23 protein-coding genes are annotated in these 26,345 nt (G+C 71.1%); 13 read left to right on the top strand and 10 right to left on the bottom strand.

Going from position 1 to position 26,345, the window contains the following annotated elements; all coding sequences use genetic code 11:
- Positions 1 to 35: 35 nt before the first annotated feature.
- The 3 genes from BM362_RS28810 to BM362_RS28800 are packed head-to-tail and all read right to left on the bottom strand — an operon-like array spanning position 36 to position 5,040.
- On the bottom strand, positions 36 to 1,625 hold the full coding sequence (locus BM362_RS28810) for a hydantoinase B/oxoprolinase family protein (protein ID WP_093575246.1): 1,590 nt from the start codon (positions 1,623 to 1,625) through the stop codon (positions 36 to 38).
- Positions 1,622 to 3,679, bottom strand: a complete 2,058-nt coding sequence (locus tag BM362_RS28805; protein WP_067592637.1) for a hydantoinase/oxoprolinase family protein — start codon at positions 3,677 to 3,679, stop codon at positions 1,622 to 1,624. The genes BM362_RS28810 and BM362_RS28805 overlap by 4 nt, the downstream gene beginning before the upstream one ends.
- Before the next feature lie 26 nt (positions 3,680 to 3,705).
- Complete coding sequence (locus BM362_RS28800) at positions 3,706 to 5,040, bottom strand: MFS transporter (RefSeq protein ID WP_208865367.1); 1,335 nt, start codon at positions 5,038 to 5,040, stop codon at positions 3,706 to 3,708.
- Between the two features lie 138 nt (positions 5,041 to 5,178).
- Here BM362_RS28800 and BM362_RS28795 point away from each other — a divergent pair, with 138 nt between their 5' ends.
- On the top strand, positions 5,179 to 6,231 hold the full coding sequence (locus BM362_RS28795; protein ID WP_067592643.1) for a LacI family DNA-binding transcriptional regulator: 1,053 nt from the start codon (positions 5,179 to 5,181) through the stop codon (positions 6,229 to 6,231).
- A 70-nt stretch (positions 6,232 to 6,301) separates the two neighbouring features.
- Here the strand turns inward: BM362_RS28795 and BM362_RS28790 are convergent, their stop codons facing one another.
- The 3 genes from BM362_RS28790 to BM362_RS28780 all read right to left on the bottom strand — a co-directional run bounded on the left by BM362_RS28790 (position 6,302) and on the right by BM362_RS28780 (position 8,868).
- The gene (locus BM362_RS28790; RefSeq protein ID WP_067592646.1) at positions 6,302 to 6,628 is read right to left on the bottom strand and encodes a putative quinol monooxygenase; all 327 of its coding nucleotides are present in this window, start codon (positions 6,626 to 6,628) and stop codon (positions 6,302 to 6,304) included.
- Positions 6,629 to 6,675: 47 nt separating this feature from the next.
- Positions 6,676 to 8,004 (bottom strand): FtsX-like permease family protein, encoded by a 1,329-nt coding sequence (locus tag BM362_RS28785; protein WP_093575243.1) that lies wholly within the window; start codon positions 8,002 to 8,004, stop codon positions 6,676 to 6,678.
- A gap of 102 nt (positions 8,005 to 8,106) precedes the next feature.
- On the bottom strand, positions 8,107 to 8,868 hold the full coding sequence (locus tag BM362_RS28780; protein ID WP_093575242.1) for an ABC transporter ATP-binding protein: 762 nt from the start codon (positions 8,866 to 8,868) through the stop codon (positions 8,107 to 8,109).
- A gap of 65 nt (positions 8,869 to 8,933) precedes the next feature.
- Between BM362_RS28780 and BM362_RS28775 the strand changes: the two genes are divergently transcribed.
- The 11 genes from BM362_RS28775 to BM362_RS28725 all read left to right on the top strand — a co-directional run bounded on the left by BM362_RS28775 (position 8,934) and on the right by BM362_RS28725 (position 21,229).
- Entirely contained in the window at positions 8,934 to 9,497 is a 564-nt protein-coding gene (locus BM362_RS28775; protein ID WP_093575241.1) for a TetR/AcrR family transcriptional regulator, read from the top strand.
- Positions 9,498 to 9,665: 168 nt separating this feature from the next.
- Positions 9,666 to 10,703 (top strand): LacI family DNA-binding transcriptional regulator, encoded by a 1,038-nt coding sequence (locus BM362_RS28770; RefSeq protein ID WP_067592659.1) that lies wholly within the window; start codon positions 9,666 to 9,668, stop codon positions 10,701 to 10,703.
- Complete coding sequence (locus tag BM362_RS28765) at positions 10,700 to 11,650, top strand: carbohydrate ABC transporter permease (RefSeq protein ID WP_067592662.1); 951 nt, start codon at positions 10,700 to 10,702, stop codon at positions 11,648 to 11,650. The genes BM362_RS28770 and BM362_RS28765 overlap by 4 nt, the downstream gene beginning before the upstream one ends.
- A 3-nt stretch (positions 11,651 to 11,653) precedes the next feature.
- The gene (locus tag BM362_RS28760; RefSeq protein ID WP_093575240.1) at positions 11,654 to 12,481 is read left to right on the top strand and encodes a carbohydrate ABC transporter permease; all 828 of its coding nucleotides are present in this window, start codon (positions 11,654 to 11,656) and stop codon (positions 12,479 to 12,481) included.
- Between the two features lie 38 nt (positions 12,482 to 12,519).
- Complete coding sequence (locus BM362_RS28755) at positions 12,520 to 13,797, top strand: ABC transporter substrate-binding protein (protein WP_067592668.1); 1,278 nt, start codon at positions 12,520 to 12,522, stop codon at positions 13,795 to 13,797.
- A 93-nt stretch (positions 13,798 to 13,890) separates the two neighbouring features.
- Positions 13,891 to 15,051 (top strand): ADP-ribosylglycohydrolase family protein, encoded by a 1,161-nt coding sequence (locus BM362_RS28750; RefSeq protein ID WP_067592671.1) that lies wholly within the window; start codon positions 13,891 to 13,893, stop codon positions 15,049 to 15,051.
- Complete coding sequence (locus BM362_RS28745) at positions 15,048 to 16,367, top strand: ADP-ribosylglycohydrolase family protein (protein ID WP_093575239.1); 1,320 nt, start codon at positions 15,048 to 15,050, stop codon at positions 16,365 to 16,367. The genes BM362_RS28750 and BM362_RS28745 overlap by 4 nt, the downstream gene beginning before the upstream one ends.
- The gene (locus BM362_RS28740) at positions 16,364 to 17,254 is read left to right on the top strand and encodes a ribokinase (RefSeq protein WP_093575238.1); all 891 of its coding nucleotides are present in this window, start codon (positions 16,364 to 16,366) and stop codon (positions 17,252 to 17,254) included. Before BM362_RS28745 ends, BM362_RS28740 begins: the two co-directional genes overlap by 4 nt.
- Positions 17,254 to 19,203 carry an SUMF1/EgtB/PvdO family nonheme iron enzyme gene (locus BM362_RS28735; protein WP_093575237.1) on the top strand — a complete coding sequence of 650 codons (1,950 nt, stop codon included), beginning with the start codon at positions 17,254 to 17,256 and terminating at the stop codon, positions 19,201 to 19,203. Before BM362_RS28740 ends, BM362_RS28735 begins: the two co-directional genes overlap by 1 nt.
- Entirely contained in the window at positions 19,200 to 20,408 is a 1,209-nt protein-coding gene (locus tag BM362_RS28730; RefSeq protein ID WP_093575236.1) for a CaiB/BaiF CoA transferase family protein, read from the top strand. The genes BM362_RS28735 and BM362_RS28730 overlap by 4 nt, the downstream gene beginning before the upstream one ends.
- Positions 20,405 to 21,229, top strand: a complete 825-nt coding sequence (locus BM362_RS28725) for an HpcH/HpaI aldolase/citrate lyase family protein (RefSeq protein ID WP_093575235.1) — start codon at positions 20,405 to 20,407, stop codon at positions 21,227 to 21,229. Before BM362_RS28730 ends, BM362_RS28725 begins: the two co-directional genes overlap by 4 nt.
- Here the strand turns inward: BM362_RS28725 and BM362_RS28720 are convergent.
- Positions 21,226 to 23,175 (bottom strand): MFS transporter, encoded by a 1,950-nt coding sequence (locus tag BM362_RS28720; protein WP_093575234.1) that lies wholly within the window; start codon positions 23,173 to 23,175, stop codon positions 21,226 to 21,228. The genes BM362_RS28725 and BM362_RS28720 overlap by 4 nt on opposite strands.
- Before the next feature lie 55 nt (positions 23,176 to 23,230).
- On the opposite strand from BM362_RS28720, the gene BM362_RS28715 reads away from it, so the two are divergent.
- A complete protein-coding gene (locus BM362_RS28715) occupies positions 23,231 to 23,740 on the top strand; it encodes a MarR family winged helix-turn-helix transcriptional regulator (RefSeq protein WP_067592690.1) in 510 nt (169 codons plus the stop codon).
- A gap of 670 nt (positions 23,741 to 24,410) precedes the next feature.
- On the opposite strand, the gene BM362_RS28710 is transcribed toward BM362_RS28715, so the two are convergent.
- The 3 genes from BM362_RS28710 to BM362_RS28700 are packed head-to-tail and all read right to left on the bottom strand — an operon-like array spanning position 24,411 to position 26,283.
- On the bottom strand, positions 24,411 to 24,938 hold the full coding sequence (locus BM362_RS28710) for a pyridoxamine 5'-phosphate oxidase family protein (RefSeq protein ID WP_093575233.1): 528 nt from the start codon (positions 24,936 to 24,938) through the stop codon (positions 24,411 to 24,413).
- A 54-nt stretch (positions 24,939 to 24,992) separates the two neighbouring features.
- The gene (locus BM362_RS28705) at positions 24,993 to 25,847 is read right to left on the bottom strand and encodes an MBL fold metallo-hydrolase (RefSeq protein ID WP_093575232.1); all 855 of its coding nucleotides are present in this window, start codon (positions 25,845 to 25,847) and stop codon (positions 24,993 to 24,995) included.
- A 28-nt stretch (positions 25,848 to 25,875) separates the two neighbouring features.
- Entirely contained in the window at positions 25,876 to 26,283 is a 408-nt protein-coding gene (locus BM362_RS28700) for a RidA family protein (RefSeq protein WP_067592699.1), read from the bottom strand.
- Positions 26,284 to 26,345 lie beyond the last annotated feature (62 nt).

Raw genomic sequence — 26,345 nt, 5'->3', positions numbered from 1 at the left:
GGTGCGCTCGACGGAGCCCGTGCCGGAGTGAAAAGCTACGCGCCAGCAGCTTCCGGTGCCCCGTAACCCCCTCCCCCGCCAGACTCGCAGCGCAGCACATCACCCCGGCGCACCCGGAGGCTGTTCACCTTCAGCATCTCCCGAGCGTCGGCCGTCCCCGGGTTCAGCACCACGCGCGGCGGAGCACCCGACGACCCGCCGAACAGGCCCCACGCGGGCGTCACCGAGCGTTCCCACCACAGCGACAGGTCCTGATCCGCGGCCATCACGTACTCCCGGATCACCCCGTCGCCCCCGCGCCAGCGGCCCGCGCCGCCCGAACCCGTGCGGATGCGGTATTCGTTCACCCGCACCGGATACAGCGTTTCGACCACCTCGACCGGCAGGTCGCGCAGCGAGCCGTTGACGTTGTTGATCAGCGCTGTCTCCCCGTCGCCGCCATCCCAGGCGCCCCAGCCGCCGACGGTCGCCTCCAGCGTCACGAACGGTTCCCCCGTCCGCGGGTGGTCGCCGGCGAACTGCACGATCATCGAATCGCCGTAGCTGGCCGCGGCGACCCGGTCCGGCATCGCGGGGGCGAGCGCGGCCACCACGAGATCGATGAGCATGCCGAGGCTCGAGTAGTAGTACTGGCAGGCCGCCGGCTCCCGGGCGCCGAGCATCGACCCGTCGCGGACCCGCACGTCCAGCGGCGCGAACGAACCGCCGTTCAGGCTGACCTGCGGCGAGATCAGCAGTTTGTACCCGACCCGTGCGGCCGAAATCGCTTGGGAGCGGCCGCAGTTGACCGGGCCGGTGGCCTGGTCGGCGCAGTCGGTGAGGTCGATCGTCATCGATTCGCCCTCGACGGCGACCCGCACGCGCACCTTCAGCGGCGTGTCCGGGTCGAGCGCGTCGTTGTCCAGGTAGCCGGTCGCTTCGTAGTCGCCGTCCGGGATCGCCGCGATCCGTTCGCGTTCCAGCCGTTCGGTCTGGGCGAAGATCTGCTCGCGCGCGGCGTCGACGGTTTCCGCGCCGTAGCGGGCGAACAGCTCGCCCAGCCGCCGCACGCCCATCCGGGCACACGCGATCTGCGCGCGCATGTCCCCGAGGGTCACATACGGAAACCGCACGTTCGTCTCGATCAGCCGGAGGATGTCGGCGCATTCGACGCCACCGGCGACGATCCGCGTCGGACCCATCCGGAGGCCCTCTTGGTAGATGGTGGTGGAATCCATCGAACCGCCGGGGTCCTTGGAACCCATGTCGATCCAGTGCGCGCGCGAAGCCGCGAAGCCGGCCAGGTCCTCGCCGACGAAAATCGGCGCGTACACGGTGCAGTCGTTGAGGTGCGTGCCGCCGATGTAGGAGTCGTTGAGCACCCACACGTCGCCGGGCTGCCAGACGTCCGCGCCGAACAGGTCCTCGGTGTGCCTGGTGCAGATCTCCAGGTTTCCCAGGAAAATCGGCAGCCCGGAGGACTGGCCGAGGACGCGGTGCCGCCGGTCCAGCAGCGCGACGGCGCAGTCCTTGCCCTCGTAGATCGTCGGCGTGTAGGACGACCGGATCAGGGTCATGTTCATGTCCTCGGCCGCCTGGATCAGCGCCGAGCGGATGATTTCGGTGGTGACGGGGCTGATGCTCACGCGTGCTCCTCCTGCAAGTGGCCGGCGGCCGCGAGGGTGACGACCAGGAAGCCGTGGTCGTCGACGGCGAGTTCGGCGTCCGGCGGGACGACCGTGGTGGCGGTTTCCTCGTGCACGATCGCGGGTCCCGGCAACCGGGTTCCGGGGCCGAGCGACGAGCGCGCCACGATCGTGGTGGGCACCGGCTGTCCGGCGAAGACGACGTCGCGGACCACTCGATCCGGCCGCTCGGGGTTCGCTTCGGCGGCCGCCGCGGAACGGTCGACGACGCCGTGTCCGGTGGTGCGGAGCGCGACGAACTGCACTGGCGCGCCGGGGGTGGCGTGGCCGTAGCGCTGGTGGTGGATCTCGGCGAACCGCGCCTCGACCGCGGGCAGGAATTCCGGGCTGTCAACGGGATCGCCGTCCAGGATCGGGACGGTCAGGGTGTAGTCCTGGCTTTCGTACCGCATGTCGACGCCGTGCGTCACCGACCGGCGGTCCTCGGGGATTCCCTGTTCCCGCAACGCCTCCAGCGCCTGATCGCGAAGCGAGTCGAGAGCGGTACGCAACGCGCGGGTGTCGAGTTCGGCTCCGGTGGCGAAGAACTGCATGGTGAAGTCCCGCCGGACGTCGGCCTCCAGCATTCCCCACGCCGAGAACGCGCCGGGGAACCGCGGCACGATCACCTCGGTGATGCCGATTTCCCGCGCGATGAACGCCGCGTGCATCGGTCCCGCACCGCCGAACGCGAGCAGGGCGAACTGGCCCGGTTCCCGGCCGTGCTCGACGGTCAGGGTGCGGATCGCCTGCGCCATCTTGGCGTTGCCGACGTCGCAGATCCCGGACGCCAGCTCGACCGGATCCATGCCGAGCTGCTGCGCCAGCGTCGAGACGGCGGTGTGCGCGGCGTCCAGGTCGAGCGGCATGCCCCCGCCGGCGAACGACTCGGGATCGACCCGGCCGAGCACGCAGTTCGCGTCGGTGACCGTCGCTTGGGCACCGCCGCGGCCGTAGCACGCCGGACCGGGCACCGCGCCCGCCGACTCGGGCCCGACCCGCAGCGCGTCGCCCTCGGCGTAGGCGAGCGAACCGCCGCCCGCGCCCACAGTGTGCAGGTTGACCAGCGGCATCAGCAGCGGGAATCCCTCCGCCTCGCCGTCCGGCGAAACATCGGCGGCGTAGTCCATCACCAGCGAGACGTCGAACGAGGTCCCGCCCATGTCCACGCAGATCAGGTCCGGACGGCCGAGCAGTTTCGCCGCCGCGACGCCGCCCATCGTGCCGCCGACCGGACCGGACAGCAGCGTCTGCAACGGATGCCGCCGTGCGAACCCGGCGTTGACCAGGCCGCCGGACGACTGCATGACGTGCACCGGGACGTGCAGGCCCTTCTCGGTGAACCGCGCTTCGATGCGGTCGAGATAACGGTGCACCGACGGGCCGGTGTAGGCCTCGAGCACGGCAGTCGACGTCCGCTCGTACTCCCGCCATTCCGGCGCGACCTCGTGGGAGAGCACGACCAGCGCGTCGTCGCCCAGCTCGTCGCGCAGGATCTCGCCTGCCCGCCGTTCGTGCCCGGAATCCAAGTAGGAGAACAGGAAACACACCGCGACGGCCTCGAAGCCCTCTTCGCGCACGCGTTTCGCGACCGTCCGCACGGCGTCCTCGTCGAGCGGTTCGAGTTCCGCTCCGGTGGCGTCGAGCCGTCCGGCGACCTCCGCGACCGCTTCCGGGCCGACGAGCGGCGCGGGCTTGCGATAATGCAGGTCGAACAGCCGGTTCCGGTTGCCGCGCGCGATCCGGTAGACGTCGCCGATCCCCTTCGTGGTCAGGATCAGCACCTTCGCGCCGCGCCGTTCGAGCAGCGCGTTCAGGCCTTGCGTGGTGCCGTGCACGAAGAACTCGATCTCCGCGAACGGCAGGTCGAATCCTTCCAGCGCGCCGAAAACGCCGCGCGCGAGGTCGTCGGGGGTGGTGAGCACCTTGCCCGCGCGCAGCCGCTGCGTCGCGCCGTCGTGGACGACCACGTCGGTGAAGGTGCCGCCGATGTCCATGGCGACCCGGTAGGTCATGGGAACTCCTTGTCGGATAAGGGAAATCAGGTGAGCGCGTGACCCTCGGTCTCGGGCAGCGGAAGGACGGCGAGCAGCGCGACGACCAGGAAGGCCACGATCGACGCGACGGTCAGCGAGGACGCCACGCCGTGGTCCATCATCGCGCCGATCACCGGCACCGAAACGGTGTTCGCCAGCAGGATCGCCGAGGTGGACCAGGAATAGCCGACGCCGCGCAGCCCGGTCGGCAGGACCTCGGCCGACCAGGTGTTCCAGATGCCCCAGGCGCCGAGCGAGAAGAACGCGAGGATCAGGTTGCCCGCGTAAAGCTGCGTGGAACCGGTGGCGAGACCGAACAGCACGCCGCCGATCGCCGAGGCGAGCGCGAACAGCAGGAAGATCCGCTTGCGCCCGTGGCGGCGGGTCAGCCACGCGGCGAGCAGGTAGCCGGGCACGGACACCACCTGCGTCACCGCGACGAACCACAGCGCGCCGGACACGCTCAGCCCGCGGTTCTGCAGCAGGACCGGCAGCCACGTCTGCAAACCCCAATAACCCCAGCTGAAAGTGAACGACGTGAGCAGCATCGGCAGGAACCGACGGCGCACCGGCGCACGGAACAGGTTGCGCACCGCGCCCGCCTCGCGGTCGGCGTCCTCGACGGAAAACGTGGTGCTGGCCGGGATGTCCGCACCGAGACCCCGCAACACGGCGGCGGCCTCCGCGTGCCGCCCGCGCCGCGCGAGCCAGTACGGCGATTCGGGCACCCAGCGCAGCACGGCGAACGCCCACAGCCCGGCCAGCGCGGCGACAACGGCGACCGCACGCCAGCTGATCGTCCCGAGCGACTGGCTCACGCCGATGCACAGAAGCGTGCCGATCGGAAACCCGATGCTGAGCGCGACCGCGCCCTGGCCGCGGCGAGCGGTGGGCAGCAGTTCGAGGAAGTACGGGAACGTGACCGCGTAAACCCCGCCGAACGCGACGCCGGAGAGGAACCGCAGCGCGACAAACGGCCAGAACGCCGGCGAAAGCCCCGCGGCCAGCGCGAGCACCGCGTAGATCAGCAGGCTCGCGACCGTCACGCGACGGCGGCCGAGCCGGTCGATCAGCCCGCCCCACAGCAGCGCGCCGGGCACCATGCCGAACGCGACCGCGGACAAGGCCCAGCCCAGTTTCGTGTTGTCCACCCCGAATTCGCCCGAGATCCCGTTCGAAACGTAGACGAGCCCGACCTGTTCCCAGGCTTCGACGACGAACGCGAAAAACAGCACCGAGCCGGCGAGCCAATGCCGTCGGGTCAGCCCCATCCCGGTGCAGACGTCGCCGACAGTCGGCGCGGCGGCGGTGGGCGGGGCGGGCTCGTGCGCGGCGGCCATGGCGGCTCCTATCATCATCAAAACGTTTTGATGAGCTTTCGCGGCATCAAACCCGCGCGCCGGTGCGGTGTCAAGACCTCCAGGGCCGGCCGGTGGGCGATACTGGGCCGTCCGGAGGCAGGGCGAAGGGGAACGACGGTGGACACGGAGGGCGGCAAACGGCCGGTGACGATCCGAGAGGTCGCCGAGCGCGCCGGGGTTTCGATCAGCACGGTTTCGCACGCGCTTTCCGGGCGCAGGCCCATTTCGGCGGCGACCAAGGCGCGGGTGCGCGAGGCCGCGGCGGAGCTGGGCTACGACCCGAACCCGAACGCGCGCTCGCTGCGCACCGGCCGGTCCGGGCTGGTCGGGCTCATCCTGCGGCCGCGCTACGCGGTGGCGGGCACGCCCGACCGCGCCGAGACGTTCAACCGGCTCGTCGGGTCGATCGCGACCGAGATGCTGCGGCACAAAACCGGCCTGATCCACGTGCCCGACCTGCACGACCCGGCGGTGGCGAGCGTGCCGATGGACGGCTGCATCGTGGCCCACCCCTACGGCGGCGACACCGCGCTGGCCGAACTGCTCGGCCGCGGCCTGCCAGTGGTGACCGTCGAGGAGGACCCCGAGCAGCCGGACCTGCCGTGGTCGGTGCGGCTGGACTATCCGCCGGTGGTCGAGGCGCTGCTGGACCACCTCTACGACCAGGGCGCGCGCGACGTGCTGCTGCTGTCCGGCACCGAGGACAACGCCTGGAACCGGCGACCGCGCGAAACCTATCTCGCGTGGTGCGAACGGCGCGCGCTGCCGCCGCGGACCGCCTTGCTCAGCGAGGGCCTGACCCCAGGCGACGTACCCGAACTGGTGCAGCCCCTGCTGTCCGGCCCGGACCGGCCCGCCGCGATCGTGGTCGCGACCAGCGATTTCGCCCCGCTCATCGTCGAAGCCGCCGCCGCACAGGGCCTGCGCATCCCGGACGATCTGCTGCTCGCCGCGCTGACCGACAGCGAACACGCCCGCACGAGCACCCCGCCGATCACCGCGATGGACCTGACGCACGAAGCGCTGGCCGAGCGCGCGGTGGACTTGATGCTGGCGCGGCTGTCCGGTGCTGAGACGCCGGCGGGTCCGGTGTTCTTGACTCCGGAGCTGCGGCTGCGGGAGTCGACTCAGCGAACAGTCCCGCGCACCACACGACCGAAAAGTACGTGAGGGGAGCCCTGAGGGAATCAGATTCCCTCAGGGCTCCCCTCACCTACATCCGGAGTGCGGAGCCAAGCCGCTATTCCACCGGCGTGACCTCGGCCATTTCCGACCAGGCCGCGCCGTCGAGGTTCTGGTAGTTGATCTCGGGCTTCTTCGCCACGACCGTCGACATGAACGGGAAGAACTCCCGCGCGTGCGCGGTGGCGACGTGCGCGTCCCCGGCGGCGCTGTCGGCGAAGACCTCGACGAGGACGAACTCGTTCTCGTCGCCGCCGTTCTGGTAATAGTCGAACGACACATTGCCCGGTTCGCCGCGCACCTGCTCGGTGTAGCGCTGGATTCCTTCGAGCCATTCGGCGCGCTTGCCGGGGCGGATCTGTGCTTTGAGGACAATCAAGATCATGCGCCGAGTATCGCAGGAACCTCCCCGATTCCGCAGAGCCGCGACCGCTAGGCGGCCACCGCCGCGGCGCGGATCACCCGTGCCCCGGCCAAAGCCGTCACGAGCAGCGCCACTCCTCCCCCGAAAACCGCGCTCGCCGCGAACGGCCAGATGCTGAACGCGGCCGCCGGACTGCCCGTTTTGCCGATCGAGAACGGCAGCACGCACAGCACCGAGCCCACGATCGCGACGGCAATCGCCAGCAGGGTGGCGGCGGCGGTCTCGCACAGGAGCATGCCGCGGACCTGCCGGACGGTCGAGCCGATCAGCGACAGCGTCGCGAACTCCGTCCGGCGGTCGCCGATCGCGGCCACCAGGTTGTTGGTCAGCGCGATCGCCATGAAGAGCGAGATCAGGGCGACCACCAGGTAGTTGATCGACGCCAGCACCTCGGCGGTGCTGCCCGGGACGCTGTGCTGGTTTTCGATGCCCTGCATGGCCAGCGTGCCCGCGGAAACGCCGACCAGCAGCGTCAGGAAGGTGACGATCGGACGGGCGCGTTCCGGAGCGGCGCGCAGGTTCACGCCCGCCAGATGCGCCTCGGCGCTCTTCGCACCGCGCGAAAGCCGGCCGACGATCCGGTTGGCCGCCGCGAGCAGTTCCGGTGCCAGAATCGCGAACCCGATCGAGCACAGCACCACGGCGGGACCAGTCAGGCCGGTGGTCGCGATGGCGTCGGCAGGCAGGGCGAGCACCGCGCTTGCCGACCCGAAACCCGTTGCCAGCAACACACTCGCGGCAATCCGTCGCGGCCGCGCCGACCCGGCCCGGCGCGGACCGGACGACGCTTCTTCCACCGGACTTCGCCGAGCCGGACCGCGACTCCCGATCCACGCCGCGAGAACTCCGGCCAGCAGCACCACCGCGACGCCGATCATCGGCAGCACGATGCCGGGCGCGTACGACGTGCTCGGCGAGGTGAGGCCGGTCGACCGCACGCCGGTCAGGAGCAGGAGCCCGAGCAGGTAGCCGAGCCCCAGGCCGGGCAGCGCGGCCACGGCGGCGATCGCGAGGGTTTCGGCCGAAACGAGCACGCGGATGTGCCGCGGCGCCGCACCGATCAGCCGCAACCCGCCGATCTCGCCGGACCGCGCGGCGAGCGTGACGCCGATGGTCGACACCATCGCGAACACGACGATCGCCACCACCCAGCCGCCCAGGATGAGCGGGAACTGGGTGAGGAATCCCCGGTCGGCCGGGGCGGCGCCGCCGGAGAGGCCGGTTCCGAGCAGGGCGGTCATCGCGACCACCAGTGCCATTCCGGCGAGCGCGACCAGCCCGGTGGCCACCGCGGCGGCGCGGTGGTGGCCGAAGAGCCGCAGAGCCAGTCTCAGCATGTCAGTCTCCCGTCGGATTCACTTGCCAGGCACACAGAACCTGTCTGCCGCTCCGCGATTGGCCAGGCAGGAGGTCCGCTTCGGGCTCCCGGCCACGCCACCTCATCGGGCGCCCACGGCATTCGCCGCCCGCTCGGCCGACTCGACCAGCACAGCCATCCGGTTCGCCACCGCCGCCGCGGCCGGCCGGGTCAGCTGATCGACCACCAGGCCGTCGGCCAGGAACAGGACCGCGTCGGCGTAAGACGCGGCCACCGGGTCGTGGGTCACCATCACGATCGTCTGGCCTCGGTCCGCCAATTGCCGCAGCAAGCCCAGCACTTCCCGCGCGCTGCGGATGTCCAGCGCGCCGGTCGGTTCGTCGGCGAACACGACCTCCGGGTCCGTCACCAGCGCCCGGGCCACCGCCACCCGCTGCTGCTGGCCGCCGGAAAGCTGGCCCGGCCGGTGTCCCCCGCGCTGCGCGAGACCGACCTGCGCCAGCAAGGCCGCGGTGCGCCGCGGGTCCGGGTCTCGACCGTCCAAGCGCAACGGCAGTTCGATGTTCTCCCGCGCGGTCAGCGCGGGCAGCAGGTTGAACTGCTGGAACACGAAACCGATCCGCTGCCGGCGCAGTCCGGCCAGCCGTGGTTCATCCAAAGCGGACAGATCGGTGCCGTCCAGTTCGACGGTCCCCTCGGCCGGGGCGCGCAGACCGGCCGCGCAATGCAGCAACGTGGTTTTCCCCGAGCCCGACGGGCCCATGATCGCGGCGAAAGCACCGCGCGGAACGTCCAGGTCCACGCCCCGCAGTGCGTCGACCGGACCGCCTTCGCCGTCGAAGCGGCAACACAGCCGCCGGGTGCGGATCGCGGGTGCGGTCATCTCAAGTCCTCCCAGGGTCATGAACGATCGTTTAAAACGAACGTTTACATGATACGGTAGCACGTGTGGGACACCGCGAGAACCTGATCACCGCCGCCCGGGAATGCCTCCTCAAGGCCGGTTACGCGCGCACTACAGTGCGGGACCTCGTCGCCGCGTCCGGAGCGAACCAGGCGTCGATCAACTACCACTTCGGCTCGAAAGAACAGCTGCTCACCCAGGCGTTGTTCGACCTCAACACGGAGTGGGGCGACATGTTGTTCGCCGTTCTCGCCGATCCCGCCGACGAGAAAGCCGGGCCGGAGCGGCGCTGGGCGCGGATCATCGAGTCGATCCAGGAGCACCGCGAACTGTGGTTCGTGAACTTCGAGAGCGTCAGCTACTTACAGCACGACGAGACGATCCGGAAGATCAACGCGGAAGGCCAGCGGCAGGCGCGCGTCGCGCTCGCGAACGCCTTCGGCGACCTCGGACCGGACGCCGACCCGAAGGACGTCCACGCGGTCGGCGCGCACTACTACTCGCTGCTGGTCGGGACCGCACTGCAGTGGCTGACCGACCCGGACGAGGCTCCCTCGGCCGCGGACGTCGTCCGCGCGGACCGGCTAACTCGGCACACATCACGCTGACGTCACGGATCCCCGGCCCCGCGGCAGCTCCGTTGACACGTCCGCCATCCGGGTGACATTATTCGGACACCGCTTGGAAACGTTTCCAGATCTGCTGGAACGTCGATTGGAAACGTTTCCACGCACGGTTTCCGCACCGCTTGGTGCTGTGTCCGACTGGGAGGGACGATGACGTCAACCCGAGCCACGCTGATCCAGGTGGCCGAGCGCGCCGGCGTGTCGCTGGCTTCGACCTCGCGCGCGCTGCACGGGACCGGCGCGAGCAAGGCGATGGTCGAGCGCGTGCGGGCCGCCGCGGCGGAACTCGGGTACAGCGCGGACGCGATCGGGCGGTCGCTGCGGCTGAAGAAGACGTCGCAGATCGCGTTCGCGGTGGCGGACATCGGCAACCCGGTCTACGTCGAGATCATGCGCGGCATCCACGAAGTCCTCGCGCCGCACGGGTACCGGGTCGTGGTGATGTCCACCGGGGACACCGCGGCGTCGACCGCCGAACTCTTGCACAGCCTGCACGGCGGGTTCGCCGACGGGATGATCGTGATCCCGCTGCGCACCGACGACGAGCTGATCGAGCAGATCGGCCGGGCCCCGGTGCCGGTCGTGGTGATCGGCCGGGCGATGAGCGACCGCGGGATCAGTTCGGTCTCCACCGATTCCGCGGCCGGGATCGGCGCGGCGGTGCAGCACGTGGTTTCGCTGGGCCGCCGCCGGATCGGGTTCCTCAACGGGCCGCTCGACACCACGCCGGGCTCCTCGCGCCAGCGCGGATTCGACGAGGCGGTGTCCGCGAAGGACTTCGCCGCGCAGACCGACGTCGAGGTCGCGGCCGATTTCACCGTCGCGGCGGGGATCGAGGCGGCACGGAAGCTGCTCGACCGTCCGCACCGGCCGGACGCGATCGTGGCGGCCAACGACCTGCTCGCCATCGGCGCCATCCGCGCCGCCCGGGAGCTCGGGCTGAGCATCCCGCACGACGTCGCCGTGACCGGGATGGACGACACCGAACTCGGGCAGGTTTTCCTGCCCCGGCTGACCAGCGTGTCCCTCGGTTCGGCCGAGCGCGGGCGCGCCGCCGCCCGGCTCATGCTCGGGCTGACCGACGACGCGGAGGCTCCGGCGCGGCAGATCTCGGTCGGGACCGAGCTGTTCGTCCGGGAATCCACCCGGGACTCCACTCCGGACCAGACCGCGGAGGACGCAGAATGACCACCGCGACGCGGCCGCGGGTCGCTCCCGCTCCCCCGCCGCGCCCGAAGAAGACCACTCAGGCCCGCACCCGCCGGCGCGAGGCGATCGCGCTGGTGATGCCGTCGCTGATCCCGATCCTGGTGCTGTCGGTCGCCCCGCTGGTGATCGCCGTCGTGCTGGCCTTCACCGACACCCGGCTGGTGCGGCATCCGGACTTCGGCTTCGCCGGGATCGACAACTTCGTCCGCCTCGGCGGGAACTCGCTGTTCTGGGACTCGCTCCGGATCGGTCTGATCTGGACGGTCGGGGTGACCGTCCTGCAGCTGGCCGCCGCGATGGGGCTCGCGCTGCTGCTCAACTCCGGACTCAAACTCCAGGGCCTCACGCGGGTGCTCGCGCTGATCCCGTGGGCGATGCCACCGGTGGTCGTCGCGATTATGTGGCAAATGATCTACTCGGCCAACGGCGGTCCGCTCAACGCGTTCCTCGGCAGTATCGGATTGCCGGACGGAATCAACTGGCTCGGCGATTTCACCACCGCCTTGCCCGCGGTGATCGTGGTCGGCGTCTGGGTCGGCATGCCGCAAACCACGGTGACGCTTCTGGCCGGCCTGCAACAGATCCCGGCCGAACTGCACGAGGCGGCAGCGGTGGACGGCGCCGGTGCGTGGCGGCGGTTCGCCGCGGTGACCTGGCCGAGCATGCGCCCGATCGTCAGTTCCATCACCTCCCTGAACTTCATCTGGAATTTCAATTCCTTCTCGCTCGTCTACGTGCTCACCGCGGGCGGACCGGGCGGCAAAACCATGGTCCCGGTGCTGTTCGTCTACCTCGAAGCGTTCAAGAACCGCGAAATCGGCTACGCCGCCGCGATGGGGCTGGTCCTCGTGATCGTGGTCGTCGCGCTGCTCGCGATCTACCTGCGGTCGCAGTTCCGCGGCGACCGCCCGGAAAGGGGGCGGTGATCCATGCGCTGGTCCGTGCGCCCCGCGCAGTACCTGGCTCTCGTGCTGTACCTGCTGTTCCTCGGTTTTCCGCTGCTGTGGCTGATTTCCGCGTCGGTGAAGTCGTCGGCGGAGCTGAACTCGCTGTCGGTCAACCTGGTCCCGGGCGAATGGCACTGGGACAACTACGGCGAAGCGCTCTCCCGCCAGGGCCTGCTGCATTCGGCGGTCAACAGCCTGCTGGTCGCGCTGGCCAGCACCGTGCTGGCGGTCCTGATCTCGGTGCCGGCGGCCTACGTGCTGGCCCGGCTCAAGGGCAAGCTGCGCGTCGCGGGCGTCACCTGGATCCTGGTCAGCCAGGTGTTCCCGGTGGTGCTGGTGATCCTGCCGCTGTTCCTCGTGCTGCGGACGCTCGGCCTCGCCGACAGCCTCGTCGGGCTGACGCTCGTGCACACCACCTACATCCTCCCGTTCGCGTTGTGGATGCTGCAGGGCTACGTCGCGGCGATCCCGGTCGAGCTGGAGGAGGCCGGGGCGATGGACGGCGCGAACCGGTTCACCGTGCTGCGCACCATCGTGTTCCCGCTGCTGGCCCCCGGCGTGGTCGCGACGGCGATGTTCAGCTTCGTGTCCTCGTGGAACGAGTTCTTCTTCGCGCTGGTGCTGCTGCAGTCGCCGGAGAACTACACGCTGCCGATCACGCTCACCATGTTCATCGGCGGCGAGGGCAAAGTCGCCCTCGGCCCGCTGGCCGCGGGCGCGGTGCTCGCGGCGATCCCGAGCATCGCCTTCTTCAGCCTCCTGCGGAAGAAACTCACCGGCGGCCTCATGGCCGGGGCGGTGAAGGGATGAGCCCCACCCCATCGGAAACACCTTCGAAAGGTCGGTCGATGAAGACACGACGCGCGGCCGTCGCCGCCAGCCTCGCTCTCACCAGCCTGCTCGCCGCCGCGTGCGGCAGCGGCGGTGACAGCGGGGACGGCGGTCCGGTCACCCTCACGTTCCAGTCCCTGTCGGACCAGCCCGCCGCGATCGCGGCCACGAACAAGATCGTCGGAGCGTGGAACCAGGCGCATCCCGACACTCAGGTGAAGGTCGTCCAGGCCGGCTGGGACAGCGCCTACGACAAGCTGATCACCCAGTTCAACGCGGGCACCGCGCCGGACATCGTGCACTACGAGGCGGCCGGGATCGGTCCGTTCGCGACCGACGGCTACCTCGCCGACCTCTCCCCCTACCTGTCCGAGCAGAAGCGCGCGGACATCCCGAAGGGCGTGCTCGACTCAGTGACGGTCGACAGCAAGGTCGTCGCCTACCCGACCGAACTGCAGTCCTATGTGGTCTTCGCGAACAAGAAGCTGCTTGAGCAGTCCGGCGCGCAGATCCCGACCGGCGAAACGATGACCTGGGACCAGCTGCGCCAGCTGGCCAAGACCGCCACGAAGGACGGCAAGTACGGTCTCGGCTGGGGCCTGTCGAGCCCGGCCGCGACGTTCGTGGCGATGGCCCCGGCGTTCGGCGGCAAGTACTTCGAGGGCACCGGCGACCAGGCGCAGATCACCGTCGGCCAGGGCGAAATGGCGCTGCCGCAGCTGGTGCGCGACATGAACGCGACCGACCACTCGATCCTGCCGGTGACGCTGACCCAGTCCGGCGGCAAGGCGCTGGCCCCGTTCTACGCGGGCCAGGTCGCGATGACCGTGCAGGGCTCGTATCAGGCGGCGAACATCGAGAAGGACGCGCCGAAGGACCTCGACTGGATCGCGCTGCCGCCGATCGCCGGCCCGGCCGGACCGGCGCAGGCGGCGAACCCGCAGACGCTGTCGGTCAACAAGGACTCCAAGCACGTCGAGCAGGCCGCGAAGTTCCTGGACTTCTTCACCAACACGGAGAACCTCGCCGCGCTCAACGAGGCCGACACGCTGATCCCGGCGAGCAACTCCGCTCGGGAAGCGCTCGACAAGAAGCTCAGCGCCAAGAAGGGCTGGAGCACGATCCTGGCCTCGGGCAAGTACCTGACCTCGGCGCCGTATCTGTTCGCCGGCAAGTACGCGCAGTGGAAGGACACTGTCGCGACGCCCGCCTACCAGCGCTTCCTGGCGAACCAGATCGACGCGAACACGCTGGCGCAGCAGCTGAAGGACGGCTGGACGAGCGTCGGCAAGTGACCGCCGCGCCGGGGCCGGGCACACGTCCGGTCCCGGCGCGCACAACAGGCGCGGGCGGCCTGCCCGCGCCGGGGAACGAAGGGACGCAAGCCGGTGACCTGGCTGGAGGACCGCGCGGTGGCAGTGATCACCGGCGCGGCAGTGGGGGACGCGCTCGGCGGCGCGACCGAAGGGTGGACGCCCGAGCAGATCGAGGAGCGGCACGGCGGCCGGGTGACCGGGATCGTTCCGCCGTGGTACCCGAACTGGCGGGACGCGCGCCCGATCGCGCCGTACCACAAGGGCGACGGGCACATCACCGACGACACCTTGATGACCCGCGCGATCGTGGAGGTGTACGCGAAGCGCCGCACGCACCTCGACGCGTACTCGATGGCCGAGGACCTGGTTCCGCTGATGATCGGCGAACCGCGCTGGGTGCCGGAGCTGGAGTCGACGGCGCTGTTGCTGCAGCGGGTGTTCCTCGCCGAGAAGTGGATCGTCGCGAAGCTGCACTACGGGCATGTGGACCCGCGGGAGGCAGGCGTCGGCAACATCGTGAACTGCGGCGCGGCGATGTACATCGCGCCGGTCGGCGTCGTGAACCCAGGTGATCCGCAGGCAGCGTATGCCGAGGCGATCGACCTGACCGCGCCGCACCAGTCGAGCTACGGCCGGGAGGCCGCCGGGGTGCTGGCCGCGATGGTCGCCGCTTCGGTCGCGCCGGGTGCCTCGATCGACGACGTCGTGCAGGCGGCGCTCGCGGTGTCGCACGACGGGACTTTGGCGGCGATGCAGGCTGTGGTCGACGCCTTCCAGGGATGGAACGCCGCGCCCGAGACCGACGACGCGGAGCGTGCGCTCGCGCGGAAGATCCGCGAAGTGGTCGCGCCGTTCGATTCGGTCGGGCCGGAGTACCGGCAGATGTCGATGGACGCGCGGCGGCCGTCGCGGACCAAGGCGATCGAGGAATTGCCTGCCGCGCTGGGGTTTGTGCTGGGCCATCAGGGCGATTACCGCGGTGCCGTGCTGGCCTCGGTGAACTACGGCCGGGACGCCGACTCGATCGCGTCGATGGCGGGTGCGCTCTGCGCCGGTCTCGGCGGGGCGGCCTCGGTGCCGGACGAGTGGATCGATCCGGTCGGCGAGGCCAGCAAGACGGACCTGCGCGAGACCGGGTGGCTGCTCGCGTCGGCCGCAACCGACATCGTGAAGGCCGACCGCGCGCGGGCGAAGGCACGCCTCGCCGCGCTCGACGCGCTGGACGCGGCATGAGGCTCACCTGGGCTCAGCCCGAAGACCTGCTCGCGCACGAGTTCGTCCAGTCCGCTGCGGAGGGCAAGGACGTGACCTCGGTGCGGGAGCGCTGGATCGCCGCCGGCGGCGATCCGGCACCCGCCGTGAGCGGGGCAGGACCGCGGCCGGCGCCCCCAGCGTTGCGGGCGCTGGCCCGGACGCTGCTGGACGAACTGGCCGCGCTCCCCTGCCCGGCCGCGCCGCACGAGCCGGACGGATGGGACGAGATCGCCGCGCTGCTCCCGGCCGCGCCGGTCCTCCCCCGGCCCGGCGCGGACCGCACGCTCGGCGCGTGGACCGGCCGGGCGGCGGGATGCCTGCTCGGAAAGCCGGTCGAGAAGATCCCGCGCGAGGGCATCGAGGAGATCCTGCGCGCGACCGGACGCTGGCCGCTGGACCGCTGGTTCACCGCGGTCGGGCTGCCGGACGACGTCGCGGCGCGGTGGCCGTGGAACCGCCGGTCGGCACCGGCTTCCCTGGAGGAGAACATCTCCGGGATGCCGGAGGACGACGATCTCAACTACCCGATCCTCGCGCTCACGCTGCTGGAACGGCACGACCGCGAGTTCACCGCCGACGATGTCGCGCAGCTCTGGCTGGAACAGCTGCCTGCCGGGCGGGTGTTCACCGCCGAGCGCGCCGCGTACCGGAACCTGCTGGACGCGCGCCCGGTGCCGGAAACGGCGACGCACCTCAACCCGTTCCGCGAATGGATCGGCGCGCTGATCCGGACCGACGTCTTCGGCTGGGTCTCCCCCGGCGACGTCCGCGCCGCCGCGCGCCTCGCGTGGGTCGACGCGCGGCTCAGCCACACCCGGAACGGCATTTACGGCGCGATGTGGGCGGCTGCGCTCGCGTCGGCGGCGATGGTGTGCGATTCCGTCCACAGTGTCCTCGACGCGGCGGAAACCGTTCTTCCGCCTAGCAGCCGGCTGGCCTCGGCGGTGCGATTCGGGCGGGCGGCCGCTGCTTACGACGACGGGCTGGACCGATTGCACGCCCGCTACGGCGACCTGCATTGGGTGCATGTGCTGAACAACGCGGCGGTGATCGCGTACGCGCTGGCCCGCGGCGATGGCGACTTCGGGCAGAGCATCTCGCTCGCCGTCACGGCTGGCTGGGACACGGACTCGGCGGCCGCGACGGTCGGCGGCGTGGTCGGTGCGCTGGCAGGGGCGGACGGGATCGGCGAGCAGTGGACGAAACCGCTCGACAACCGGATCGCGACCTCGTTGCCCGGCGGCGAGCAGCGGATCACCGATCTCGCCGCGCGGACGGCCAGGGTGGCGCGATGACCGGGCGAGTTGTCGTCGTCGGCTCGGCGAATGTCGATCTGGTGGTCGGCGTTCCGCGGCACCCGGGCGCGGGCGAGACCGTCCTCGGCGGCGACCTGCGGCGCAGTCCCGGCGGCAAGGGAGCCAACCAGGCAGTCGCCGCGGCGCTCGCGGGCGGCGCGGAGACGACGTTCCTCGGCGCGTTCGGTCCCGGCGACGGCGCGGGCTTTCTGCTGGCGTCGCTGGCGAAGGCCGGGGTGCGGACGGATCTGGTGTCGCGAGTGGACAGTGCGACCGGGACCGCGTTCATCATGGTGTCGCCGGACGGCGAGAACTCCATCGTGGTCGCGCCCGGGGCCAACTCGCGGCTCTCGCTCGCCGGGGAGCAGCTGGAGCGGATCGCCGCGGCGGACGTCGTGCTCGCGCAGCTGGAGATTCCGCTCGAAGCGGTGACCGCTGCCGCCGCGGCCCGGCGGCCCGGGGCCCGGATGGTGCTCAATGCCGCGCCGTCCCGGCCGCTGCCGGAGATCGATGCGGACGTGCTGATCGTCAACGAGCACGAGGCGGCCGACCTGGCGGGCGCGTCCGCCGCGCCGGAGGAATTGGCCCGGATTCTGCAGCGGCGCGCACCCGCGGTGGTGATCACGCTCGGGGCGGCCGGTTGTGTCGTCGCGGAGCGGGAAGTCGCGCACCTGCCCGGCTTCCGGGTGTCCCCAGTGGACACCACCGGTGCCGGGGACACGTTCTGCGGCGTGCTCGCGGCGGCGTTGGCCGAGGGCCGTCCGCTCCGCGAGGCCGCCGAACGCGCTGGGGCCGCCGCGGCGCTCGCCGTCACCCGGCCCGGTGCGCAATCCGCTGTCCCGACCGTCGCAGAGGTCGCCGAGTTCGCGGCCGGAGGAAACACCTGATGACCTACGTGTTCGACCCGCTCGTCCCGCGCCCGATCGACCAGCCCACCGAGGTCCCGCTCGGCGCGCCCCTCTCCCCCGAGCAGCTCGCGGCGCTGGACGAGGCCAAGATCTTCGTCGGCCCGGCGGACCCCGCCGACCGTCCGGAATGGCGGGCTCGGCTGCGGCAATGGCGTGCCGACGCGCACGAACGGCACGGCTACCACGGTCGCGCCTACGACCGGACGGAAGCCGCGTGGGCCGCCGGATGCCACACGGTCGCGCAGGTCTGGCTGTGGGACGAGTTGCTGTATTCGTTCGAGGAGCACCGGTTCACGCCGGAGCGGTTCCTCGCCGACGCGCACCAGCGGTTCGGCGGCCTCGACGCGGTCGTGCTGTGGCACGCGTACCCGGTGATCGGCCTCGACGACCGCAACCAGTGGGATTTCTACCGCGATGTGCCCGGTCTCCGCGAGCTGGCCGAGACATTCCATTCGGCAGGCACGCGGGTGTTCGTGGACTACAACCCGTGGGACGTCGGCACGCGCCGGGGCGAGGACGACGCTGCGGAGCTGTCCGCGGTACTGGCCGATTCCGGCGCGGACGGCGTCTTCCTGGACACCCTGAAGAAGGCCGACCCGGCGCTGGTCGAGCAACTCGAACGCGCGCGGCCCGGGGTCGTGCTGGAGGGCGAATCGAAGCTGCCGGTGGAGCGGATCGAGGACCACTCGGCGTCGTGGGCGCAGTTCTTCGCCGATTCGCCGGTGCCGGGCGTGCTGCGTTCGCACTGGTACGAGCGGCGGCACATGCAGCACCACGTGCGGCGATGGCACCGCGACCACACCGAGGAACTGCATTCGGCGTGGCTGAACGGCGTCGGCGTGATGGTGTGGGAAGTCGTGTTCGGCGTGTGGGTCGGCTGGTCGCAGCGGGACGCGGCGACGGTGCGCCGGATGGTGTCTGTGCAGCGTGCGGCGGGTGAGCTGCTGCGCGAGGGCGAGTGGACGCCGTTGGCTCCGCTGACGCCGGAAGCCGAAGCCGCCGGGGTCTACGCGTCGCGCTGGGAACTCGGCGACTGGACACTGTGGACAGTCGTGAACCGGGGCGATTCGGACTATCTCGGGCCGGTCGTGGACGGGCCGGTGATCGATCTGTTCGCCGACGGGCGGGTGCCCGCGCGCGGGATTTCGGCGTTGCTGCGGGTCGCCGACGGCGCGGCGGAACCGTCGTGGCTGTCCCAGGTGGCGACTCTGCCGCATGATCCGGACGCTCGTTTCCCGCATCGGCTCGCGACGCGGGTCCAGCCTCAGCCGACGAGCGGTACGCCCGAGGACGACGCGGTCATGGTGCCTGCCGGGCCGTATGTGCTGACAGTCCGGTACCGCGGGCGCGAGACCGGGATGTACCAGGGCGCGCCGTATGTGGACGAGTGGAAGCCGCTGCCGCCTCGGCTGCACGACGCCCGGACGCTGCAACGCGACGGTTCGCTGGCGTCGCCGGTCGCGGTCGCCGCAGCCGAGGTGACGAACGGCGAGTTCGCGGAATTCCTTGCCACTACGGGATATGAGCCGGTCGAGGCGCATCGGTTCCTCGCGCACTGGGCCGACGGTCAGCCTGCTGCCGAGGACGAGCCGGTGACCTTCGTGGACCTCGACGACGCCCGGGCGTACTGCGCGTGGCGCGGCGGCCGGTTGCCGACCGAGGACGAATGGCAGCTCGCCGGGGAGACCGGCGGTCTGCGGCGCGGCACACCCGCGGTGTGGAACTGGACCGAAAGCGAACACTCCGACGGGAGGACCCGGTTCGTGATGCTCAAGGGCGGCAGCGACTACCGCGCCGAGGGTTCCGAGTGGTACGTCGAGGGCGGCCGGCACGCGCCGGACTACAGCGTGAAGCTGCTGCTGCCCGGGTTCGGGCTGGCGCGCGGGGCGACCGTCGGGTTCCGCTGTGCGTGGGACGTGACGCGATGACCGTGTCGAGGGAAGCTTCCGCGGGCGCACTGGCCGGGCTGCGGGTCGTGGACGCGTCGACCTTGTTCGCCGGGCCGATGGCCGCGATGCACCTCGGCGACATGGGCGCCGAGGTGATCAAGGTCGAGCATCCGGCGCGACCGGACCCGTCGCGCACGCACGGGGTGGCCAAGGGCGACGTCAACCTGTGGTGGAAGACGTTGGGGCGCAACAAGCGCACCGTCACGGCGAATCTGGGCAGCGACGGCGGGCGCGAGGTGTTCCTGGCGCTCGCCGAAACCGCGGACGTGGTGATCGAGAACTTCCGGCCGGGCACCCTGGAACGCTGGGGGCTCGGTTACCCGGAACTGTCCGCACGGAACCCGGGTCTCGTTCTCGCGCGGGTAACCGGATTCGGCCAGTTCGGGCCGTACTCCCCGCGGCCCGGTTTCGGCACGCTCGCCGAGGCGATGAGCGGATTCGCCGCGGCCACCGGCGAACCGGACGGCCCGCCGACGCTGCCGCCGTTCGGGCTCGCCGACGGGGTCGCGTCGCTGGCCACCGCGTACGCGATCATGGTCGCGCTCGCCGGGCGCGCTGCCCGCGGGCGCGGCCAGGTCGTGGACGTCGCGATCATCGAGCCGATTCTCGCCATGCTCGGACCGCAGATCACGCGATGGGACCAGCTCGGCACGGTCCAGCCGCGCACCGGCAACCGCTCCACGAACAACGCGCCGCGCAACACCTACCGCACGAGCGACGGACAATGGGTGGCGGTGTCGACGTCGGCCCAGTCGATCGCGGAACGCGTGGTGCGGCTGGTCGGACGGCCAGAACTCGCTGCCGAGCCGTGGTTCGCGACCGGCGCGGACCGGGCGGTGCACGCGGACGAACTGGACGAGGCCGTCGGCGGTTGGATCGCGCGGCACACACGGGACGAGGTCGTGGCGGCCTTCGAGGAGGCGCAGGCGGCGGTCGCGCCGATTTACGACGCGGCCGACATCGTCGCGGACCCGCAGTTCCGTGCGCTGGGCACGATCCACGAGATCGAGGACCCGGAGCTGGGCACGACATTGATGCAAGGACCGCTGTTCCGGTTGTCGGACAACGACGGCGTCATCGGCTTCACCGGACGCCCGCACGGCGCGGACACCGACGAGGTGCTCGGTTCGCTGGGCTTCACGGCGTCGCGGATCGCGGAGCTTCGGGCGGAGGGAGCGGTATGACGCCCGCGCTGACCCTGCTCTACGTCCCGGCCGACCGACCCGACCGCGTGGGCAAAGCGCTCGCCTCGGACGCCGACGTCGTGCTGGTCGACCTCGAAGACGCCGTCGCGCCCGCACACAAGGATGCCGCACGAGACAACGCGATGCGGCTGTTGGCCGACGTGCCCGCGGCGCGGCCGGTGCAGGTGCGGATCAACCACCCGGACACGCCGTGGCACGCGGCCGACCTGGCCGCGCTGGCCGCGCTCCCGGCCTGGGTGGGCGCACGGCTGCCGAAGGTCGAGAGTTCGCTCGACGTCCGATCGCACGCCGATGCCTTGCCGGGGCGGGAATTGCACCCGCTGATCGAGTCGGCACTCGGGGTGGAGCGGGCGTTGGAGATCGCACTCGCGTCTCCGCGGACGGCGTCGCTCGGGCTCGGCGAGGCGGATCTGCGTTCTGACCTGCGGCTCGCCGACGAAGCCGGACTCACCTGGGCGCGCAGCCGGATCGTGAACGCCGCCCGCGCCGCGCGGCTGCCCCCGCCCGCGATGTCGGTGTACGCGAACGTCCGCGACCTCGACGGCCTGGCGGAGAGCTGCCGGGCCGGGCGGGCGCTCGGCTTCCGCGGCCGGAGCGCGATCCACCCGACGCAGCTGCCGACGATCCGCGCGGCGTTCCTGCCGACGGCGGAGGAGATCGCGCGGGCGCGGGAGGTCCTGTCCCGAATGGACGGTGCCACTCAGGCCGGGGTGGGCGCGCTCGCGCTCGCCGACGGGACGTTCCTGGACGTCGCGATGCGGGACCAGGCCCTGGCGGTGCTGGCGCTCGTCTCCGACTAGGCCTTGTCCGCGGAAACCAAGCGCAGCAACGGGTCGAAGCGGGCCGGTCCTTCGGCCGTCAGCTGCACCGGTTCCGCGACCGGCTGGTATCCCGTCACGACGACGGTGTACTCGCCGGGGAACAGATCGTCGACGGTGTAATGGCCCGCCTCGTCCGTGACCGTCACCCGCTGGACCTGGCCCTTCGCGTCCAGCACCGCGACCTGCGCGCCGGGGAACGGACCCCGGATCGCGTGCACGGTGCCGGTGAGCCGGACCGACCGCGCCAGTCCGACGTCCTCGCGCACCGGCTCGGCGCCCACCTGGACATGACGGGCCACCGGCTCCCGGCCGCCCGCCTGGACCAGCAGCAGATAGGTGCCCGCCGGGGCGTCCAGGGCGAACGTGTTGTCCGCGCCGGTGGTGGTGCGGCGTACTTCGTGGGTCTCCAGAGACGTCAACGAGACAGACGCGGTTTCCGCGGGAGCGAGGCCGCTCACCGAGCCGGAAACCGCCGCGGGTGGCGCGCTTTGCGTTGTGCTGCGGCGTTTGCGTGTCCGCGACAGCAGCACATCGACGACGCCGAACAGCAACGCGAGCACGACCAGCGCGGTCGACCCGATCAGCCCGAGGGCGGTCGCGGAGTGGTAATCCCCGTGCGAACGCCCGAGTTCGCCGAAGAACAGCGACCCGCCGAGCGCGGTGCCGACCGCCGAGCCGATCCGCTGACCGGTCTGCAGCACGCCGGCCGCGGTGCCGCCTTCCGCGGGCGGGACTTCTTCCAAGGCGAGCGTCGAGTTCGGCGAAATCACCAGCCCGCTGCCGAACCCGCCGACGAACAACGGCCCGGCCAGCACGAACGCGGTGTTCGCGCCGGAGTACTCGCGGACGAGCCACGCGGTCGCGGCGAGCCCGATCGCCACGAGCAGCGTCCCGAGCACGACCATCGGCCTGCCGAACCGGTGCACGAGCCGCCCGCCGATGGTCGGCGAGATCGCCGAACCGATCGCGAACGCGAGCATCGCCGCGCCGGCCTGCAGCGCCGTGTAGCCGAGGCCCTGCTGGAAGAAGAGCGTCAGGACCAGGAAAATCCCGGTGAATCCGGCGAAATAGACCATGCCGAGCGCGGAACCCATCGAGTAGCTGCGCACGGTCAGCAGCTTCAGGTTCACCAGCGGCTGCTTGCCGCGGTTGCCGAGCCAGCGCTCCCACAGCACGAACAGCACGAGCAACCCGGCCGCGACGCCCATCAGCCACCAGCGCGGCGCCGTCGCCTGCTCTTCTTCCTCGATCAACGGCAGCATCACCAGCACGACCGCCACGCCGAGCAGCACGCTGCCGACCAGGTCCGGCGTCCGCTTCCGGCCGCTGCGCGCGTCCTTCGGCAGCAGGCGCAGCCCGAACAGGATCGCGAGGATGCCGATCGGCAGGTTGACGTAGAACACCCAGCGCCACCCCTGGTCGACGCCGATGCCCTGGATCAGCAACCCGCCCAGCACCGGCCCGATCGCGGTGGACAGCCCGACCGTCGCCCCGAACGCGCCGAATGCCTTGCCCCGCTCGCGGCCGGAGAACAGCTGCTGCATCAGGCCGATGATCTGCGGGTTCAGCAACCCGCCCGCGACGCCCTGGCCCAGCCGCGCGACGACGAGCCACGTCGCGTTCGGCGCCGCGCCGCACAGCACGCTGGCCGCCACGAACAACGCCAGCCCGAGCAGGAACATCCGGCGGCGCCCGTAGTCGTCGCCGAGCCGCCCCGACGGCACCAGCGCGAGCCCGAACGTGAGCGCGTAGCCGGAGACGACCCACGAGACGTCCGCGGGCGTCGCGCCGATCCCGTGCTCCATCGAGGGCAGCGCGACGTTGACGATGCTGACGTCGAGCAGCGTCATGAACCCCGCGATGAGGCACACCCACAAGGCGCGCCAGCGCTGCGGATCGGGCTCGGCTGAAGGGGAAGAGTGCACGGACCGTCCTGATTCGAGACCGGTAAGATAATTACTGGTGTTAGAATACTCGCCCATGCCAGCGGAGCGGGACCACGTCGACGGAGTCATGGCGCAGATCACCGGCGTGCGCGCGGAAGACCGGGTCAGCAAGGCGCTGAGCTTCCGCCTGCTGCGCGCCGCCCGGCTGCTGGAAACGGAACTGCGCCGCGAATTCGACGCCTTCGGGGTCGGCCTGTGGGAAGTGGAACTGCTGGGCGCGCTCAAACGAGCCGGTCCCCCGCACCGGCTTTCGGCCGGGCAGCTGCTGGACAGCATGCGCCTGACCTCCGGCGGGGTGACCAAACGCGTCGCCGGACTGGAACGCAAAGGCTGGGTCCGCCGCGACATCGCCCCCGGCGACCGGCGCCAGATCCTGGTGAGCCTCACCGACGAGGGGCTGGCACGGGCGCAGGAGGTGTTCGGGATGAAGACCCAGACCGAGGCCCGGCTGCTGGGAGTTTTGTCGCACGCGGAACAGGACCGGATGAACGCCGATCTGCGGGAGCTGCTGCTGGACTGGGAAGGGCCGGACAGACGGGCTTGACCGCACGGCGGGCGGCAATTCCGCCACGCCCGCTCCCGCGGCAAATCGGACCGCCCCGCGCTACGCCCCGCGAACTCCCGGCCGCGGCTGCCCGGCAGCTCCGCCACGGCAGACCCCGGCACTCGGCAGACCCCGGCACTCGGCAGAACCCGGCACTCGGAAGACTTCCGCGCGCCGCAGCAGCCAACGCCGCCACAGCGCACTTCGCCGCCCGGCGGACTCCCCGCACGGCACCAGCCCACACCGCCACGGCGCACTTCCCGCCCCGCGGACTCCCCGCACAGCACCAGCCCACACCGCCACGGCACACCTCCCCGCCCGCCCGACTCCCCGCACGCGGCAAGAGCCAAATCCGCCACCGCTCGTCCCCCGGCAGACCGCGTCGGCGCTCACGCATTCCCGGCAGCCAGCTCCGCCACGGCAAACCTCGACACCCGGCAGCCTTCCGCACGCCGCAGCAGTCAACCCCGCCACAGCGCACTTCGCCGCCCGGCGGACTCCCCCACACGCAACGGCAGCCAACCCCGTCACGGCACACCTCCCCGCCCGCCCGACTCCCCGCACGCGGCAAGAGCCAAATCCGCCACCGCTCGTCCCCCGGCAGGCCGCGTCGGCGCTCGCGCATTCCCGGCAGCCAGCTCGGCCCCCGCGCCGGAATCAGGCCACGTGTTTAAGCCTCGGCGAACTCCCAGCAAGTCGCCCCATGCGGTTCCGCCGAAGCGACTCCCGCCGCGCGTCGCAGGGCAAGCCGGTACAGGTGCCACGGCGGCGGGCCCGCGCTCGGGGCGCTGAAGGGTGCCGTGAGCGCGGCACCGGACGCCGTCGCTGGCCAGCCGCCGGAGCGGTACACCTCGGCTAGGCGCGCCGCTGTGCCGCTGTCCGCGACTCGGCGGGCGTCGCCCTCCAGGATCAGGTCCAGGCCGCGCAGGCGCACCGAAATGCTGCATGCCGGGTTCGCCGCGAGGTTCCGTGAACGGCGCGTACCCGGGCCGCCGACGACATACAGGGCGTTGGCCACCCAGACCGCGCCTGCGCCCGCCGAGTGGGGGCGGCCGTCTGGGCGGACGGTCGCGACGAAGAACGTCAGATCGGCGGTCGGGGTGTCGGCAGCCAGGACATCGCGGGCGCGGCTCCACGGCAGCGGGGCGTTCCCGTAGCGGTCGAGGTTCCGGGTCGAGGTCGGTTCGTCATCAGTCATGCCTCTGCCTCGAACGGGGCGACGTCGAATCGACACGGCCCCGCGGGCAGAGGGTCAGGCGGCTCCTAACGAGACGGGGCGGTAGCGGAAACCGTCGCCGTCTCGGTCGATTCGTCCGGCTCCGAAGTGCGCGGGCAGGAGTAGGGCGTCCCGTTCGACGGCTAGTTCGCACAGAATCCGCCGGGACTCCGCGGCGGTGGCGGGGTCTGCGTCGCCGCCTTGGGCGAGTGTCAGGTCCGCGAACTGGAACGGGTGGTGCAGCACATCTCCGCTCACCAACGCGTGTTGACCGCCGCCGGCGAGTTCGGCGATCAGGTGGGCGGTGGTGTGGCCGGGCAGGGCGCGCAGGGTGATGCCGTCCGTTACCTCGTACGGGAGGTCGATGAGTTCGACCAGGCCCGCCTCGACGACTGGGAGGACGCTGTCTTCGAATGTCCTCGCCAGGTCGGCCGCCGCCCCGCCTTCGGGTGCCGCGGCGTGCACCTCTTGAAGCCAGGCGTATTCCTCGGCCGGGATCAGGTACCGGGCGCGCGGGAAAGTCGGGTCCCACGAACCGTCGACCAGTTGGGTGAAGCCGCCGCAGTGGTCCGGGTGCAGGTGGGTCGCCACGACGATGTCGACGTCCTCCGGCACGACGCCCGCCGCGGCCAGGCGGTCCAGGTACGGCGTGTCGAACTGGTGGTGTGCCAGCAGGACCGGACGTTCCTTCGCGTTGCCGTTCCCGGCGTCGAGCAGCACGGTCTGGTCCGGCGTGCGCACCAGGTACGTGGTGATCGACAGGTCGAGCTCGCCGCGGTGGTCCCCCAGTTGCGCGGGCGTGACCGCGGGGAACAGGTCGGCGGGGGCGAAGGGCCAGTGCTCCAGTTCGGTCACCGGGTCGATCCGCAGCGGCCCGAGCGTGACGGTCATCGGGCTTCCTGCCGTTCGGGGAACTGGATCATCGCGGCACCGCGGCCATCGCCTCGATTTCCACGGCCAGCTCCGGTTTCGCGAGCGCGGACACCACGATCAACGACTGCGGCGGCCAGTCGCTCTCCGGGAACCACCGGCTGAGCACGTCGCCGCTCGCGGCGCGGAAACCGGCCAGGTGCTCGGTGCCCGCGACCATGCTGAACACCTTCACCAGGTGCTCCGGCCCGGCACCGGCCGCGGCGAGCAGGCGTTCGATGTTGGCCAGTGCCTCCCGGGTCTGTGCTTCCGCGTCCGGCCCGGCGAGCGTGCCGTCCGGTCGTGCGCCGATCTGCCCGGCCACCACGACCAGCTCGTGATCAGCGGGAATCTGCGCGAGGTGGCTGTAGCGGCCGACCGGCCCCGCGACCGTCCCGGGATTCCAGCGCTTGCTCATCAGGTGTTCCCCTCCTTGGGTTCGTGCCCACAGTTCACCACGAGGCACCGACAAAAAAATCA

The organism is Amycolatopsis rubida (genome assembly GCF_900115345.1).
Lineage (GTDB): Bacteria > Actinomycetota > Actinomycetes > Mycobacteriales > Pseudonocardiaceae > Amycolatopsis > Amycolatopsis rubida.
Note: the sequence above shows the minus strand (reverse complement) of the source record. Positions and strands in the feature narration are given on the sequence as shown.

Excerpts from the sequence above, each read along its gene's own strand:
- BM362_RS28805 (WP_067592637.1), bottom strand. The coding sequence starts at position 3,679 with ATGACCTACCGGGTCGCCATGGACATCGGCGGCACCTTCACCGACGTG.
- BM362_RS28800 (WP_208865367.1), bottom strand. The coding sequence starts at position 5,040 with ATGGCCGCCGCGCACGAGCCCGCCCCGCCCACCGCCGCCGCGCCGACT.
- BM362_RS28790 (WP_067592646.1), bottom strand. The coding sequence starts at position 6,628 with ATGATCTTGATTGTCCTCAAAGCACAGATCCGCCCCGGCAAGCGCGCC.
- BM362_RS28785 (WP_093575243.1), bottom strand. The coding sequence starts at position 8,004 with ATGCTGAGACTGGCTCTGCGGCTCTTCGGCCACCACCGCGCCGCCGCG.
- BM362_RS28780 (WP_093575242.1), bottom strand. The coding sequence starts at position 8,868 with ATGACCGCACCCGCGATCCGCACCCGGCGGCTGTGTTGCCGCTTCGAC.
- BM362_RS28770 (WP_067592659.1), top strand. The coding sequence starts at position 9,666 with ATGACGTCAACCCGAGCCACGCTGATCCAGGTGGCCGAGCGCGCCGGC.
- BM362_RS28765 (WP_067592662.1), top strand. The coding sequence starts at position 10,700 with ATGACCACCGCGACGCGGCCGCGGGTCGCTCCCGCTCCCCCGCCGCGC.
- BM362_RS28760 (WP_093575240.1), top strand. The coding sequence starts at position 11,654 with ATGCGCTGGTCCGTGCGCCCCGCGCAGTACCTGGCTCTCGTGCTGTAC.
- BM362_RS28755 (WP_067592668.1), top strand. The coding sequence starts at position 12,520 with ATGAAGACACGACGCGCGGCCGTCGCCGCCAGCCTCGCTCTCACCAGC.
- BM362_RS28745 (WP_093575239.1), top strand. The coding sequence starts at position 15,048 with ATGAGGCTCACCTGGGCTCAGCCCGAAGACCTGCTCGCGCACGAGTTC.
- BM362_RS28740 (WP_093575238.1), top strand. The coding sequence starts at position 16,364 with ATGACCGGGCGAGTTGTCGTCGTCGGCTCGGCGAATGTCGATCTGGTG.
- BM362_RS28735 (WP_093575237.1), top strand. The coding sequence starts at position 17,254 with ATGACCTACGTGTTCGACCCGCTCGTCCCGCGCCCGATCGACCAGCCC.
- BM362_RS28730 (WP_093575236.1), top strand. The coding sequence starts at position 19,200 with ATGACCGTGTCGAGGGAAGCTTCCGCGGGCGCACTGGCCGGGCTGCGG.
- BM362_RS28725 (WP_093575235.1), top strand. The coding sequence starts at position 20,405 with ATGACGCCCGCGCTGACCCTGCTCTACGTCCCGGCCGACCGACCCGAC.
- BM362_RS28715 (WP_067592690.1), top strand. The coding sequence starts at position 23,231 with ATGCCAGCGGAGCGGGACCACGTCGACGGAGTCATGGCGCAGATCACC.
- BM362_RS28710 (WP_093575233.1), bottom strand. The coding sequence starts at position 24,938 with ATGACTGATGACGAACCGACCTCGACCCGGAACCTCGACCGCTACGGG.
- BM362_RS28705 (WP_093575232.1), bottom strand. The coding sequence starts at position 25,847 with ATGACCGTCACGCTCGGGCCGCTGCGGATCGACCCGGTGACCGAACTG.
- BM362_RS28700 (WP_067592699.1), bottom strand. The coding sequence starts at position 26,283 with ATGAGCAAGCGCTGGAATCCCGGGACGGTCGCGGGGCCGGTCGGCCGC.